Annotated in this window: 16 protein-coding genes; 3 read left to right on the top strand and 13 right to left on the bottom strand. The window is 43.1% G+C overall.

Going from position 1 to position 16,020, the window contains the following annotated elements:
- Nucleotides 1-383 precede the first annotated feature (383 nt).
- Nucleotides 384-1,352, top strand: coding sequence for a hypothetical protein (locus PR699_RS02395; protein WP_196715686.1), 969 nt, complete (start codon nucleotides 384-386; stop codon nucleotides 1,350-1,352).
- 95 nt (nucleotides 1,353-1,447) lie between these two features.
- On the opposite strand, the gene fklB is transcribed toward PR699_RS02395, so the two are convergent.
- The gene (gene fklB / locus PR699_RS02390) at nucleotides 1,448-2,068 is read right to left on the bottom strand and encodes an FKBP-type peptidyl-prolyl cis-trans isomerase (protein WP_004915679.1); all 621 of its coding nucleotides are present in this window, start codon (nucleotides 2,066-2,068) and stop codon (nucleotides 1,448-1,450) included.
- Between the two features lie 230 nt (nucleotides 2,069-2,298).
- On the opposite strand from fklB, the gene PR699_RS02385 reads away from it, so the two are divergent.
- Entirely contained in the window at nucleotides 2,299-2,940 is a 642-nt protein-coding gene (locus PR699_RS02385) for a LysM-like peptidoglycan-binding domain-containing protein (protein ID WP_004915675.1), read from the top strand.
- A 403-nt stretch (nucleotides 2,941-3,343) separates the two neighbouring features.
- On the opposite strand, the gene rplI is transcribed toward PR699_RS02385, so the two are convergent.
- The 7 genes from rplI to nsrR form a co-directional block, all read right to left on the bottom strand.
- A complete protein-coding gene (gene rplI / locus PR699_RS02380) occupies nucleotides 3,344-3,793 on the bottom strand; it encodes a 50S ribosomal protein L9 (protein ID WP_004915671.1) in 450 nt (149 codons plus the stop codon).
- A 38-nt stretch (nucleotides 3,794-3,831) separates the two neighbouring features.
- The gene (rpsR, locus tag PR699_RS02375; protein ID WP_000135199.1) at nucleotides 3,832-4,059 is read right to left on the bottom strand and encodes a 30S ribosomal protein S18; all 228 of its coding nucleotides are present in this window, start codon (nucleotides 4,057-4,059) and stop codon (nucleotides 3,832-3,834) included.
- 4 nt (nucleotides 4,060-4,063) lie between these two features.
- Entirely contained in the window at nucleotides 4,064-4,381 is a 318-nt protein-coding gene (gene priB / locus PR699_RS02370) for a primosomal replication protein N (RefSeq protein WP_071599631.1), read from the bottom strand.
- Nucleotides 4,382-4,389: 8 nt separating this feature from the next.
- Nucleotides 4,390-4,785, bottom strand: coding sequence for a 30S ribosomal protein S6 (gene rpsF, locus PR699_RS02365; protein WP_004915670.1), 396 nt, complete (start codon nucleotides 4,783-4,785; stop codon nucleotides 4,390-4,392).
- Between the two features lie 156 nt (nucleotides 4,786-4,941).
- Nucleotides 4,942-5,691 (bottom strand): 23S rRNA (guanosine(2251)-2'-O)-methyltransferase RlmB, encoded by a 750-nt coding sequence (rlmB, locus tag PR699_RS02360; RefSeq protein ID WP_004915668.1) that lies wholly within the window; start codon nucleotides 5,689-5,691, stop codon nucleotides 4,942-4,944.
- A gap of 67 nt (nucleotides 5,692-5,758) precedes the next feature.
- Nucleotides 5,759-8,233, bottom strand: a complete 2,475-nt coding sequence (gene rnr, locus PR699_RS02355) for a ribonuclease R (RefSeq protein WP_014657307.1) — start codon at nucleotides 8,231-8,233, stop codon at nucleotides 5,759-5,761.
- 42 nt (nucleotides 8,234-8,275) lie between these two features.
- Entirely contained in the window at nucleotides 8,276-8,698 is a 423-nt protein-coding gene (gene nsrR / locus PR699_RS02350; protein ID WP_014657306.1) for a nitric oxide-sensing transcriptional repressor NsrR, read from the bottom strand.
- A 455-nt stretch (nucleotides 8,699-9,153) separates the two neighbouring features.
- Between nsrR and PR699_RS02345 the strand changes: the two genes are divergently transcribed.
- Complete coding sequence (locus PR699_RS02345; protein ID WP_004915659.1) at nucleotides 9,154-10,356, top strand: mechanosensitive ion channel family protein; 1,203 nt, start codon at nucleotides 9,154-9,156, stop codon at nucleotides 10,354-10,356.
- A 63-nt stretch (nucleotides 10,357-10,419) separates the two neighbouring features.
- Here PR699_RS02345 and PR699_RS02340 read toward each other — a convergent pair whose 3' ends face one another.
- The 5 genes from PR699_RS02340 to hfq form a co-directional block, all read right to left on the bottom strand.
- The gene (locus PR699_RS02340) at nucleotides 10,420-11,721 is read right to left on the bottom strand and encodes an adenylosuccinate synthase (protein WP_014657305.1); all 1,302 of its coding nucleotides are present in this window, start codon (nucleotides 11,719-11,721) and stop codon (nucleotides 10,420-10,422) included.
- A 251-nt stretch (nucleotides 11,722-11,972) separates the two neighbouring features.
- Nucleotides 11,973-12,974, bottom strand: coding sequence for a protease modulator HflC (gene hflC / locus PR699_RS02335; RefSeq protein ID WP_004915648.1), 1,002 nt, complete (start codon nucleotides 12,972-12,974; stop codon nucleotides 11,973-11,975).
- A 2-nt stretch (nucleotides 12,975-12,976) separates the two neighbouring features.
- A complete protein-coding gene (hflK, locus tag PR699_RS02330) occupies nucleotides 12,977-14,191 on the bottom strand; it encodes an FtsH protease activity modulator HflK (RefSeq protein WP_004915644.1) in 1,215 nt (404 codons plus the stop codon).
- An 86-nt stretch (nucleotides 14,192-14,277) separates the two neighbouring features.
- On the bottom strand, nucleotides 14,278-15,558 hold the full coding sequence (gene hflX, locus PR699_RS02325) for a ribosome rescue GTPase HflX (RefSeq protein WP_004915641.1): 1,281 nt from the start codon (nucleotides 15,556-15,558) through the stop codon (nucleotides 14,278-14,280).
- A 101-nt stretch (nucleotides 15,559-15,659) separates the two neighbouring features.
- Nucleotides 15,660-15,956, bottom strand: coding sequence for an RNA chaperone Hfq (hfq, locus tag PR699_RS02320; protein WP_004915637.1), 297 nt, complete (start codon nucleotides 15,954-15,956; stop codon nucleotides 15,660-15,662).
- Nucleotides 15,957-16,020: the final 64 nt, after the last annotated feature.

Below are 16,020 nucleotides of genomic sequence, written 5' to 3'. Positions count from 1 at the left end.
AAGTTTGATTTATTACTCGACATTTGCAATAGTGATATTGCTTAATCCATTGTTTTGTATGCGTAAGAAACAAATAAGCGAGAGCCGTGAGCTTCTTTTAAATAAAAGCAATTATAGATTGTGAATATATATCCGAAGTTAGTTTAGGTTTTTAGCTCTCACGCTACTAAGAAAAATTCCTATATTTATGCCCGATGGCAACATTAAGATAGCAAACGTTATGATCCATTCTCGAGTAGCAACAACGCATTATGATTTAATGCCATACAGAACAATAAGTAAAAATGACAGTAAGCTTGATAGCATTTTTGAACGGGAATGTAATCTTCTATTTATATATCACCGCTATCAATTATGTGATTCTCTAAAATTTAGGAATAAAAATGAGTCAATCAAATGCAGCCAAACTCTCTTTTTTTAGATTACCCGCCATATTTGTGAGTGTTTGGATCCTCACTGAATATTTGTGGTTTTATAGCGTGACAATCCAACCATTATTATACGCGCCACCGCATTATTTAAATTCGATTATATATGGCCTAAGGGTAGAGTGGTTCATTAAGATTTTTATCTTCCTACTTTCCACTTGCCTTATCTTTTACTACACCAAATTGAACCAAGCTAACCTTAAAAATATACTTATTGTTGCGGGTATTGCCATTGTCTACTTTTTTATTCTCAAATTTACGCAACACTTAAGTGGCATAGTCATGAACAAGACATTTGGAGGGATAGGATTATATCATCGCCCCAGCTTAGTGTATGCCTACAGGTTTTCCATTATAGTTAGCATTATCAACGTCTTGATACTTATTTTGCTATTTATACCAAGAATATTTTTTTGTAAAAAAGCGCGTCATGATTTCGTATTAACAAAAAAAAATCATGGGTTAATTTACAATGCACTCTATATCATAACCATGTTATGTTTTACGCTTGTTATCACCTTTATCACAGTATATAGCATTGCATTATTCAAGGAGAATCAACTGATATTAAAAGGTTTCTTGCTTCTGAGTTACCAAGCGTCTGACATGTTATTTCCTGCAACAGCAGCTGCTATCGTTATCTTCCTTTTAAGTATATATAGATCAATTCCTTTCCAAGGAAGTCAACTCAAGGTAAAACGTTTAATGCTTCTTTCGTTCATTAATACCATTATACTACTGGCGATAATGAGCCTGTTAGCATTCTTACTCTATTTATCAATAAAGGCCAATCAACAAATCGCCACTTTAGATAAGTTCTTCGTCATCGTTGGGATTGTGATTTTTATTATCATTGCACGTCTTATAAATAAACGGGTGTTTAGAACGAAAAAAGATTCACCCACAATTACGCCTACCGCTTAAAACATAAAAAGGGCTTTGCGGCCTCGCCTTCATAATAAAAAGGCTGACCTGCAAAGCCCTGATAGTAGCTTAGTCAGTTATACTGACCGCCAAGATTACAGAATTTCGAGTAACTCAACTTCAAAGACTAGCGTGCTGAATGGCGGAATAGATGCGCCTGCACCACGTTCGCCATAAGCAAGCTCGGAAGGGATATAAAGTTCCCATTTAGAACCGACAGGCATCAGTGTTAATGCTTCAATCCAACCTTGAATAACGCCGCTAACAGGGAACTCTGCGGGTTGACCGCGCTGCACTGAGCTGTCAAATACAGTACCATCAATCAAGCGACCGGTATAATGTACGCGAACACGGTCTGTACGTGTAGGAATTGCGCCTTCGCCTTGGTTAATGACAGAAAATTGCAAACCAGACTCAGTGGTTGAGACACCTTCACGTTTTTGGTTTTCTTCAAGGAATGCACGGCCTTCTGCGGCCATCGCTTCTTGGCGAGCTACACGAACAGCATCTGCACGCTCATGGATTTCACGTAACGCTTTATGTAGCGCTTCGACGGGAACTGAAGGCATATTACCTTCTAATGCGTCAGTAAGACCCGCTAAGATAGCTGCCGGCTCTAGGCCTTCTAAGCCAGACTCTAATAGTTGTTGACCAACTTGCAGGCCAATACCGTAGCTTGCTTGAGCTTCTACTGAATCAAAATTTTGGTTTGCCATGAAAATACCTGTATGGTTTTTGATAAAAAACCAAGGATAACAGCCCCCCTCTTATGGGTAAACCTAAACAATGCCTATCAAGAATAAAAGCCTTTCGGACAGCCTGATCCCGCTCAGTGTTCTCTGAAAAATAACTTAGGGTAATCAAATTACTACAAATCAGTGCTAGTATTCTTGTTATCACAAGTTATTTTGCCTGTTGTTAGGGTTTCCTCAATCAAGGAGGAGTCATGTTTAAACTTTCAATATTTCATCGTATTGGTATTGCTGTTTTAACGATCATTATCATCGCGGCGTTTTTTATACCTGTCGATGACAAAAACAGCGATCAGCAAATAGCACAAAATCAGCCACAACCTATTGTAGTTCCACCACCCACAGCACCGGAAATTGTGACCCAAGCCCCTTCGGAGGAGCCAACCATCAGTAGTGGAACAGACGACACACAAACGCGTTTACCTAATGAGCCTGAAATTATTCAAGAGCCTCCCGTTGAAACCGTTCCACCTACCACTGTCGAGCAACCTAAGCAACCGGTCACACCATCAGAGCCAAAACAGACCACACCAACAGAGCAAGAGAAGCGTCCAGCTACGCGTCCTTCCACTAATAATTGGCAAAATTATCAAGTCCAAAAAGGAAAAACACTGGCTCAGTTATTTCGTGATAATCATCTGCAAGCCAACGATGCATTTATCATGGCACGCGTTGAAGGCCCAGAAAAACCATTGAGTAACTTGCGCCAAGGGCAGAAAATTCGTTTGAAAGCGAATGCCAAAGGTGAAGTACAGCTTTTAGAAGTGACAACTGCGGAAGGTAAAACGGTTAGTTTTGCCCGTTTAAGTGATGGTAGTTACTACCGTACACCTTAGTTATTCGTTAAAACATTAACGCTCCACTATCAGGCAATAGCTGGGGCATTAATGTTTATACAAAAAATCCCATTTCGCTTTATGCCACATACTGTCAATCAACCTTACGCGGTAAATTTGCTATTACGCAATCGCATTTAGCTCGATTGCTCCGACTCTAACTCACACTTGAGAAAATTAGGCTATTGCCATTTTCTATCAAAGTCGCAAATCAGTGGTATCACTGTACTTGATATAGGATGGAGTGGTGTGAATAAGGTTATTTCGTGGAAAGCAGCAGGATAGGTAAAACGCTTACGACTTTTAAGTAAAAATAACAGTTTTTAGGCAATAAAAAACACCGGACAAGCCGGTGTTTTTTTGTACCATCGAATAAGTCCGATAGTACTACCATCATTTTTGATTACTCAGCAACGATGATAACGTTCAGCTCAGCAAAAACATCGCTGTGTAACTGGAAGTGAACTTCGTGGTCACCAGTAGTACGCAGAACGCCGTTTGGTAGGCGAACTTCGCTTTTCGCGATTGCAACGCCTGCTGCAGTGACTGCATCAGCGATATCACGAGTACCGATAGAACCAAACAGTTTACCTTCGTCACCTGCTTTAGAAGCAATAGTCACAGAGCCCAGTGCATTAACAGCTTCTGCACGAGCTTGAGCTGCTGCCAGAACTTCAGCCAATTTAGCTTCTAGTTCAGCACGGCGAGCTTCGAAGAATTCGATGTTTTTCTTAGTTGCAGGAACAGCTTTGCCCTGTGGAACTAAGTAGTTACGAGCATAGCCCGATTTAACGTTAACCTGATCACCCAGGCTACCTAGGTTAGCTACTTTATCAAGCAGAATAACTTGCATTACCTTATCCTCTTAAAGTCGTTAATGGACTGTACCAATTACTGATGACGATCAGTATATGGCAACAGAGACAGGTAGCGAGCGCGCTTGATAGCACGAGCGAGCTGACGCTGATATTTTGCACGAGTACCGGTGATACGGCTTGGTACAATTTTACCACTTTCAGTGATATAGTTTTTCAGCGTTGCGATATCTTTATAGTCGATCTCTTGAACGCCTTCCGCTGTGAAACGGCAGAACTTGCGACGACGGAAATAACGTGCCATATGGCTAGTCTCCAGAATCTATCAAATCAATCTGCTCGGCATGAAGAACCAGTTTACTCAGTCCATTGCGCCCTTGATGGGTACTAATAAAACCTGTCACTGTAATTCGACTGCCGACCGTTATACTGTGAGTATGGGCTTGTAAGGCTTGTCCGCTAACAATGATGGGCATTCTGCACCATGCTTGCCGAGTCAATCCCGCTTCCTGTTGTTGTGAACGATGTTCTAAAACAAACTGGCAGTGAGGAATACCCGACGGACTCACTTTTCGAATTAATGCTTTACAGACCGTGCCTGTGAGCACCAAACGATTAGTGAACACCTGCGCAATTACTCTTCAGAATCCCCAGCTTCTTCAGCTTCTTCATCCTGATATTCATCAGCCAGGTCACGGCTACGACGTTCGTCTTTAGCTTTAACCATTGGAGAAGCTTCTGTCACCGCGTGTTTAACGCGCATAACCATGCTGCGGATAACGGCATCGTTGAAGCGGAAGTTAGTTTCCAGCTCATCAATCGCTTCCTGTGGAGCTTCTACGTTCATCAGAACATAGTGAGCTTTGTGCAGTTTATTGATTGGGTAAGCCAGTTGACGACGGCCCCAGTCTTCCAGACGGTGGATCTGACCTTGTGCGTTAGTGATTGTCGCACTGTAACGCTCGATCATGCCCGGAACCTGTTCGCTTTGGTCAGGATGGACCATAAAAACGATTTCGTAATGACGCATTAGTAGTTGCTCCTTACGGATTATTCAGCCTCCTGTCAGGGTTAACCGCGGCCCGCGGAGGCAAGGAACTTGTTGAGTGCGGCTAAAAAATTGACGCGTAACTATACCCATCCCTGAGAAAAAACTCAAGGGATGGAGACAAATATCAGAGAATATTTATTCTACGGCTGACTTCTCGGCACGTTGACGAACCGCTTCAAACAAACAAATCCCTGTTGCAACAGAGACATTCAGTGACGAAACCGTACCCGCCATAGGAATGCTGATCAACTCATCACAATGTTCACGAGTCAAACGGCGCATACCTTCACCTTCCGCTCCCATCACCAATGCCATTGGCCCTGTAAGCTTACTTTGATAAAGCGTATGATCGGCTTCACCAGCAGTACCAACAATCCACACATTGTACTCTTTTAACAGACGCAATGTTCTGGCTAAGTTTGTCACACGGAATAGCGGAACACTTTCAGCCGCACCGCATGCCACTTTTTTTGCTGTCGCATTTAACTGTGCAGACTTATCTTTTGGCACAATCACCGCATGAACACCGGCGGCATCAGCACTACGCAAGCATGCCCCTAAGTTATGAGGATCAGTAACACCGTCTAAAACTAATAAAAAAGGCGTGTCTGTACTTTCAAGAAAATCAGGTAAATCACCCTCTTGGTACTGTTTACCCGGCAACACTTTCGCAATGATCCCTTGATGAACCGCGCCTTCTGTTTGTGCATCCATCCATTGACGATTCGCCACTTGTACAACAATACCCAGTGACTCGATTTCATGGATAATCGGCATTAGACGGCGATCTTCACGCCCTTTTAAAATATAGACTTCTTTGAACCGTGATGCGTCACGATCAAGCAAGGCTTTCACCGCATGAATGCCGTAAATAATTTCGCTCATAAATATCTTTTTTGTTGATAGAATTCAAGGTGGCATTACGCCACCTTATTTGATTCAGCAGGGTCAATTACCCTTCTTGCTTCTGGGCTTTTTTCGCTGCACGTTTTGCTTTTAATTTTGCACTGATTTTCTTCGTTTTGTCAGAGGCTTTTTTACTTTTCGCCTTTGTCTCTGCCTTCTTACCCGCTTTTTTATCCGTTTTCTTGCCATTTTTGTCTGAGCGACGGAATGCTGAATCAGGCTCGAAGTTTTTATCTCGGCTTACATCGCGTTTACCACGCGCGGATTTAGTGGCATTTTTGACTTCTTTTTTCATTTTATCACGGGCTGTTTTACCCGGATTTTTAGCTTTACGTGTCGTTGAAATCAACGCGAAATCAATCGTACGCTCATCCATATGCACGGCTTCAACACGAATTTCAACTTCATCACCAAGTCGATATGTGGTTCCCGATGATTCACCAATCAAACGTTGACCCACAGCATCATAGCGATAGTAATCGTTATCCAGCGTCGAAACATGCACTAAGCCATCAATGAACAAATCATTAAGGCGTACAAAGAAGCCAAAGCCTGTCACACTGGTAATCAACCCAGTAAACACTTGACCAACTTGGTCTTGCATAAAGTCACATTTTAACCAATCCGCCACATCGCGAGTCGCCTCATCGGCACGGCGTTCAGTCATTGAGCAATGTTCACCTAACTGCAACATGCTATCCATATCGTAGTGCCAGCCACCTGTTGGCGTCCAACGATGATCGGTATGCCCCTGCTCTTTAGCCAGTAAGTACTTGATACCTCTATGCAACGTTAGATCGGGATAACGACGAATTGGCGATGTAAAGTGAGCGTAGGATTTTAAAGCAAGCCCAAAGTGACCTCGGTTTTCTGGATCATAAATGGCTTGCTTCATTGACCGCAAGATCATGGTTTGCAGCAACTCATGATCAGGACGGTCAGCCACTTCATTCATGACCTGTGCATAATCTTTCGGCTCCGGTTTCATTCCCCCCGGCAAGGTTAACCCTAACTCACTAAATACAGAACGTAAATTCATCACGCTCTCTTCTTTCGGGCGATCATGCACACGATACAATGCAGGCTCTTCATGTTTTTCAACAAAACGAGCCGCCGCAATGTTGGCTAAGATCATACACTCTTCAATCAGTTTATGAGCATCATTACGCTCTACAGGCTCAATACGCTCAATACGACGTTCAGCATTAAAGATAAACTTCGCTTCTTCAGATTCAAAAGAGATGGCCCCGCGGCCAATACGTGCATTATCTAACGTTTTATACAGAGCATGAAGCTGTTCAATATGAGGCACTAATGCTTTGTAGTGTTCGCGTAACTCTTCATCACCTTGCAAGATTTTCCATACTTTAGTGTAGGTTAATCTTGCGTGAGAGTTCATCACCGCTTCATAGAATTTATATGATGATAAGCGACCAGATGCCGACACGGTCATTTCGCATACCATACACAAGCGATCGACACCTGGATTCAGTGAACACAGGCCGTTCGATAACACTTCCGGTAACATCGGAACAACTTGTGATGGGAAATAGACCGAGTTACCGCGGCTACGCGCTTCATCATCAAGGGCGGTTTGTTGACGAACATAATAGCTAACATCAGCTATCGCAACCCACAAGCGCCAGCCACCTCCTTTTTTCGGCGCACAGTGTACTGCATCATCAAAGTCACGAGCATCTTCACCATCGATAGTCACGAGTGGCAAATCACGTAAATCGACGCGGCCTTTTTTAGCAGACTCTGGTACTTGTTCATTTAAGTCAGCGACCTGCTTTTCCACTTGAGGGGGCCATGTATGTGGGATTTCATGGGTACGCAAGGCAATTTCGACTGCCATTCCCGTTCCCATACTTTCCCCTAATACTTCAATAATATGACCTACCGCCTGAGAGCGACGCTGTGGTCTCGTGATTAATTCAACCACCACCACGTTCCCCATTCGCGCGCCATTAATTTGGTCTTTAGGGATCAAAATATCGAAGCTTAAGCGGCTATCATCAGGCACAACAAACCCCATACCTGACTCAATAAAATAGCGACCAACAATTTGGTTATTACGAGGTTCAAGGACACGGACCACACGTACCTCTGTACGCCCTTTACGGTCCTGACCATAAGCTTGTGCTAAAATAACATCACCGTGCAATGCACGTTTCATTTCGTCTTGTGACAAATAGTAATCTTCTTTTTTACCTTCAACTCGCAAGAAGCCATAACCATCACGGTGACCTATTACTTTTCCTTTGAGGAGGTCTAAACGCTCAGGTAGTGCGTAACATTGGCGGCGGGTAAACACCAATTGCCCATCACGCTCCATTGCACGCAGGCGACGGCGTAATGCTTCTAACTCTTCTTCAGAAGAGAGGTTTAATAATTGTGCAATTTCTTCACGTTTTGCTGGAGCCGAGCGCTTAGTGAGGAGTTCGAGAATGAATTCTCTGCTAGGAATTGGGGAGTCGTATTTTTCTGCTTCTCTTTCCTGAAAAGGATCGCGTGACATCGTTACCTCCGTTGTCATCAGAATTTGTAATTACCGCATCATTTAATCAAGCAGTAATTGATAAAGCGGGCTGTTGTCTTTCACCATATCAGCCAGCGTATGTTTATCGAGTTCTTTTAAAAATTGTTGTATTGCCTGATGAAGCACACCCTTCAAACGGCAGGCTGGCGTAATATGACAAAATTCACCACTACAGTTCACCAGTGTCAGAGGTTCCAGAGCTCTTACTACATCCCCAACACGGATCGTTTCCGCGGGTTGGCCTAGGGTGATCCCGCCATTTTTACCTCGCGTTGCTTTAACATAACCAAGATGACTGAGCTGATTAATAATCTTAACCATATGATTGCGGGAGACTCCATAAACTTCAGTAACTTCTGTGATACTGGTCATTTTCCCTTCAGGAAGGGATGCCAAGTAAATCAGAGCACGTAACCCATAATCTGTAAAACTCGTTAGTTGCACAATCACCTCAAAATTTCGGCTTTGCCAATGGTTATCTGACCTTACCGACTTATTAATTTCAAATTGTAGCGACATCACACCCCGTTACTGTTTTATACCCAATAACTACGACGAATAACGCTTTAATTTGCAACCATAAGCGACCTTTTCATTCTAGTTTAGCTTACCACAAAGAGGTAATATCCCCTCAATAACAATACATATCTATGATTATTTGCCATTATGCGGTGTTTTATTGACATAATTTGACTAATAATATGTCAATAGCGAGTAATGCCATAACGCTAATCATACCTATAATAACATAGATTGCTAAGGCCACTCGTGGATTTGCACTATCTAAAAGGATATTAGAGTGAACCGAAAACCTATATATCACTTTTATCATCAATTCTTTTTAGTTTGCTCATTTTATAATAAGCCATCAGCACATTGAGGATATGATGTAGGATACTATGGAACAACTTGCTGAAATTTATAATGTTATCTCGAACAACACCCTATTAATGACCTCGCTTTTAGTCGTGATCCTGCTGCTCACTTGGTTTGTGGGAAAAGTGATTTTTTTGCGGTTTGCCCGACGGTTGCTACCGTTACTGACTAACTTAACCGATGATGACTTGATTGATGGTGTTGCGAAGAAAATAGCCTCAATTGTCGCTGTAACCTTGGTACTTTACCTTAATCAGTTGCTGCCCTCATTCTCCGATGAAGTCAATATAACCTTCAAAACCATTTGTTGGTCGCTCATTGTGATCAATGGTGCAGGGCTAGTCAATGATGGCCTTGATGTCTTTATTTTACGGCAAACGACCCGAACTTTGCATCGAAATAACTCCATCAAAGGGTATATTGAAATCGCCAAAATTATTGTTTGGATTATTTCATTTATCCTTATTATCGCATTAATGACGGACCAATCACCTGTCATTATTATTTCCAGTTTTGGTGCAATCGCAGCGGTATTAATGTTTGTATTCCAACATACCTTACTGTCGTTTGTAGCAAATATTTTAGTTTCTAATGGGAAAGTCTTAAAACTTTATGATTGGATAGAGCTACCAAGTAGTAATATTAGCGGTGAAGTCATCGATATCGCACTGCACACCATCACCATTCGTAATTGGGATAACACGATTTCACGTATTCCGACTAAAGATTTTCTCACGGAGAAATACACAAACTGGCAACCCATGTTCTCTTCGGGTGGCCGTAGGATTAAGCGTAGTTTTTATATCGACCAATCATCAATTGAATTTGCAACCGAAGCGTTATTGAATGAATTAAAGAATACGGCACCACTGCGTAAAAGCCTAGAAACAATGCTCGAAGAGAAAGGCGAACTCGGTAATATCAATGAATGGATGATTGACAATGGCGTGACCAATCTCCAATTGTTTAGAAAATATATTTTAAATTGGATAAAAATGCGCGGGGATGTCAGAGCTGATATGTATTTAGTGATCAGAACCATGCCACCAACACCTAATGGTCTTCCTGTCGAAATATACTGTTTTACTCGTTCCACAACTTGGGTGGATTATGAAGAAGTGCAGTCGGAAATATTCGAGTACGTCAACGCATCCGCTAAATATTTCAAATTACGGATCTATCAACACCCATCCGGTAGCGATTTAGCCCATTTAAAACGTGATTAATTGATAAAAAAAACACCGAAATATTCGGTGTTTTTTCTCTAAACCTAAAGATTAGGCTCGATATTATTCAGCGTCAAACGGGTCGCGTAAGATCATCGTTTCAGAACGATCAGGACCTGTTGAGATGATATCAACCGGAACACCAGTCAACTCTTCAACACGCTTGATATAGTCTAACGCAGCTTGTGGTAACAGCGCTCTGTCTTTCACACCGAACGTTGTTTCGCTCCAGCCTGGTAATACTTCATAGACAGGCTCTAAACCTTCCCACTCATCAGCAGCTAATGGTGTTGTTTCAAGAACAGTACCATCTGGACGACGATAGCCTACACAAATTTTTACTTCTTTCAGGCCATCTAAAACGTCTAGTTTCGTCATACAGAAGCCAGACAGTGAGTTGATCTGAACAGCACGGTTAATCGCCACGATATCTAACCAACCCGTGCGGCGCTTACGACCTGTTGTTGCACCGAACTCTTGGCCTTTTTCACGTAGGAAATCACCCGTTTCGTCAAATAACTCAGTTGGGAATGGACCAGCCCCTACACGAGTAGAGTAAGCTTTAATGATACCCAAAACATAGCTTACATAACGTGGGCCTAAGCCTGAACCTGTCGCAACACCACCCGCGGTTGTGTTGGAAGAGGTCACGTACGGATAAGTACCGTGGTCAATATCCAATAAAGTGCCTTGTGCACCTTCGAACATGACTAATTCATTCTTCTGATGTGCTTTATAGAGCAGATCAGAAACATCAACTACCATGCCAGTCAGAATATCAGCGACTGCCATGATATCATCAAGGGTTTTCTGATAATCAACAGCGGGTTCTTTATAGTAATTCACCAACTGGAAGTTGTGGTATTCAACAATTTCTTTTAGTTTTTCAGCAAAGGTTGCTTTGTCAAACAGATCGCCAACGCGCAGGCCACGGCGAGCAACTTTGTCTTCATAAGCAGGACCAATACCACGACCCGTAGTACCAATCGCTTTCGCGCCACGCGCTTTTTCGCGCGCATTGTCTAATGCGATATGATAAGGCAGGATCAGTGGGCATGCTTCAGAAATACGTAAGCGTTCGCGAACAGGAACACCGCGATCTTCTAATTGCTTCATCTCTTTCATCAATGCGTCAGGCGCGAGTACGACACCATTAGCAATAATGCTGATGACATTTTCACGAAGAATACCGGATGGAATTAAGTGGAGAACGGTTTTTTCACCGTTTACAACAAGAGTATGGCCAGCATTATGGCCGCCCTGATAGCGAACTACATATTTAGCACGCTCTGTCAGCAAGTCGACGATCTTGCCCTTTCCTTCGTCACCCCATTGGGTGCCCAGTACGACAACGTTCTTACCCATTTCAAAATACACTCGGTTGCTTAAAAATGAATTCTACCATCTAAAATAATCTGTTCCAGTGATTTTTTGCACAGCAAAAAATTTTTTTCTGGAAAGCAAGAAAAAATGGCCTTTTTTATTTCTGTCATCAATCCAACTGATAGCGACCAGATTAGACAGTATTAGTTTTCCCTGAAAAATCTAATACTTAAAGAGACAGACGTAAAAAAAGCCCGCGAAGCGGGCTTTTCTTTATTAGCTTAACAGTTATTTTAATCCGTTGCACGCAACTTGGTTGGTGCTTTCATAAAGCGGAAGAAGTCTGTGTCTGGGCTTAATACCATCACGTCCTCACCGCTATTAAAGCTGTGCTCATAGGCACGTAAGCTACGGATAAAGGCATAAAACTCTGGGTCTTGGTTGAATGCGTCAGCAAACAGTTTTGTTGCCATCGCATCCCCTTCACCGCGTAGAGTCAATGCTGTACGTTCAGCTTCTGCTAACGTTTCAGTCACAGTTTTATCAGCCACCGCACGGATCTTCGTGGCTTCTTCTTGGCCTTGTGAACGATGCTGACGTGCAACCGCTTCACGCTCTGCACGCATACGCGCATAGATAGCCTCAGAAACTTCGTTCGGTAACTCAATACGTTTGATACGAACGTCAACAACTTCAATCCCTAAAGCAGCCATACTGTTTGCGTTAGCGACTAACGGCGTTAAGTTAGTCTCTTCTTCAACGCGCGCTGCCGCAGAAGCAATCTCTGCATCGACTTCCTTAGTCGATTCATCAGATGCTGAACCTACGTTCAGAGCTTCGCGCACATCAACAGTCAAACGACCACGTGAGTCTGTAATAATATCTTTAACACTCAGACGACCAAACTCAGAGCGCAAACGGTCACTAAACTTACGTTTTAAGAATGTTTCAGCTTGATCTGAGCTACCACCACCCGTTGCCACATAATAACGGCTAAAGTCAGTAATGCGCCATTTCAGGTAGGAGTCTACCATCAAGTCTTTGTTTTCACTTGTCAAATAGCGGTCAGCTTGGATTTCCAATGTCTGAATACGCGCATCAAGCATTTTCACCGTTTCGATGAAAGGCACTTTAAAATGCAAACCTGGCTCATAAATGATAGGTTTATTGTCAGCGTCACGCACAACCTTACCAAAACGCAGCACAATACCGCGATCGGCTTGAGGGACAATAAAAATGGATGCGTAAGCGACTGCCAAAATAGCAATAATAATAACAATTAGCGAATTACGCATGATTATTGTCTCCCTACTCGAACAGTATCACCGCGCACATTACTGCTTTGCTGTGCAGGCTGAGTACCCGAAGATGATGAATTGTTAGTCGTATTTGGATTCATCACTTTTGGTTCTAAGCCCGTTTTTGGTGCTGCTGTATTGTTGTTATTACCACGCATTAATTGCTCTAATGGCAGTACTAACATGCTATTACTCTTATCATTAGCGATAACTTTACGTGTATTACTTAAAACACGCTCCATGGTATCAATGTAGAGTCGTTCACGGGTAATTTCAGGTGCTGCACGATATTCAGGCAACATTTTTGCAAAACTTGCAACCTCACCCTCTGCTTTAAAGACCACACTCGCCTTATAAGCTTCAGCTTCTTCGATCAGTTTTTGCGCATTACCTTTTGCCATTGGTAGCACTTCGTTACGATAAGCATGTGCTTCACGAATCGTTTTTTGCTCTTCTTCCCGTGCTGCAATTACGTCATCAAAGGCAGCCTTAACATCTTCAGGCGGACGAGCAGCTTGGAAGTTAACATCGAGTACCGTAATCCCCATTTTGTATGGCTCTATCGTCGCTTCCAGATCCCTTTGTGTTACATCACGAATAAATGCTCGATTCGTTGTAAGCACTTGTTCCATCGCTGACTGACCGATTACGCCACGGACTGCACTATCAAGTGCCTGACGTAAGCTGTTATCAGGGTTAGTGACGCTGAATAGATATTCTTTAGGATTAGTCACACGATACTGCACGTTCATCTCAACGCGGATCACGTTTTCGTCTGAGGTTAACATCATACCATTCGTCGCTTGTTCACGAACGGTTTCAACGTTAACTGGAATCACTTTATCAATAAAAGTTGGTTTCCAGTTCAAACCAGGTCCGACAATACCACTGTATTCACCAAAGCGTAGTATCACACCTCGGTCACTTTCCTTGATGGTATAAAAACCTGAACCCGCCCATACAACGACGACTGCCGCGAGAGCCAATACACCAAAGCGACCGCTGATTTGGAATGGCTGTTTATTATCACCATCACCACCACCGCTGCCGCCTTTTTTACCGCCAAGCTTGTTGCTCAGCTTACGAAAGAGATCGTCGAGATCAGAAGCCCCACGTTTTCGACCACCTTTATTCCCGCCAGAGTTGCCGCCTTTATTGCCGCTTCCCCACGGATCGCGGTCTTGTCCGTCATTACCGGGCTGATTCCACGCCATGTTTTAGCTCCATATCTTTATGATTGATTTTTCGGGTTAAGAGCAACAAATAACTCTTAATATCAATTCCATTTCCTAGCGATATGTTAAATCACATAGCTAGGCAATTGTTGTTCCTGTTTGCACAAACGCTGCCAATCAACCATCGGCATACGCACCTCAAGGCCAATTGAACCATCTTCTTCCTGCCACTCGCGTTCAATGGCTTGGAGTTGATAAAAACGGCTACGTAAGCGGCCTTCACTCGGTGGCAAACGCATTTCAACGTGTGCGATTTCACCTGAAAGGCGTTCCGTCAATGCTTGTAGCAACAAGGGGATACCGTCACCCGTTTGTGCTGATACCCAGACACGAACAGGCTTGTTATCCTCATTTCTGTCGATACGCGGGATGAAGTCTTCCAGCATATCCACTTTGTTCATGACTAAAAGTGTTGGGATCTCATCTGCTTCAATTTCTTCCAATACACTTTCGACCGCGTGAATATTTTCATCCAAACGGCTATCTGCTGCATCAATAACATGGAGCAATAACGTTGCTTCACGCGTTTCCTGCAGTGTTGCTTTAAAGGCAGCAACCAAATCATGTGGCAAGTGACGAATAAAACCAACAGTATCCGCAAGTACTACTGGCCCAACATCTTCCACGTTAATACGTCTTAATGTTGGATCAAGTGTTGCAAATAGTTGGTCAGCAGCGTAAACATCGGAAGCCGTCATCCGGTTAAATAAACTTGATTTACCGGCGTTGGTATAACCCACCAGCGAAATTGTCGGAATATCCGCTTTATTTCGTGCTTGGCGCCCTTGCTCACGTTGTTTTTCTACTCGGCTGAGACGGGATAAAATTTGGCTAATTTTGCCCCTTAATAACCGACGGTCTGTCTCTAACTGAGTTTCACCAGGACCACGTAAACCAATCCCACCTTTTTGCCGCTCAAGGTGCGTCCATCCTCTTACCAAACGGGTCGATAAATGGCGTAACTGCGCTAATTCAACTTGAAGTTTACCTTCATGTGTCCGCGCCCTTTGAGCGAAAATATCTAAAATCACCCCTGTTCGGTCTACGACCTTACATTGGCATAACCTTTCGAGATTACGTTCCTGTGCTGGACTCAGCGTATGGTTAAATAGCACCACATCTGCGCCACTTTCCTTCACAGCTTCAGCGATTTCTTCCGCTTTCCCTTCTCCAACATAATATTTAGGATGGGGAGACTTACGACTGCCTGTTACTATCTGTACAGGTTTCACACCCGCCGATGTCACGAGTGACTCAAATTCTGCCAGATTTTCAGTGTCCTTTTCTTGGGAGAAAAAGACATGCACCAATACAGCCAGTTCACCGCCTTCATACCTATCAAACAAGGGCTATAACCTCTTAGGCTTAATCACTAGAAATACAAAGGAAAAACACAGGTAAAGTCTCCCTACCCATGTTTTCCTTGAATTTTAACGCACAACTGGTATTACTCAGCAGCTTCGCCATCCTGTTGAGTTGAAGCACCAGAGTTGTAGTTACCATTACCCGCACCGCCAGTAGCACTGCCACTATGGTGAGAAACAGGGCGAGCAGGGACAACGGTAGAGATAGCATGCTTATAAACCATCTGACTAACCGTGTTTTTTAGTAAAATGACAAACTGGTCAAAAGATTCAATCTGACCCTGCAATTTGATGCCGTTAACCAAATAAATTGAGACCGGAACCCTTTCACGACGTAATGCGTTCAGGAACGGATCTTGCAAAGATTGCCCCTTAGCCATTCTATGTTTTCCTTATTTTGTTGTTTTTAAATGAGAATCTTTCGATTCCAAAAATTAACTACTC

This window comes from Providencia sp. PROV268, from assembly GCF_028477805.1.
Lineage (GTDB): Bacteria > Pseudomonadota > Gammaproteobacteria > Enterobacterales > Enterobacteriaceae > Providencia > Providencia stuartii.
Note: the sequence above shows the minus strand (reverse complement) of the source record. Positions and strands in the feature narration are given on the sequence as shown.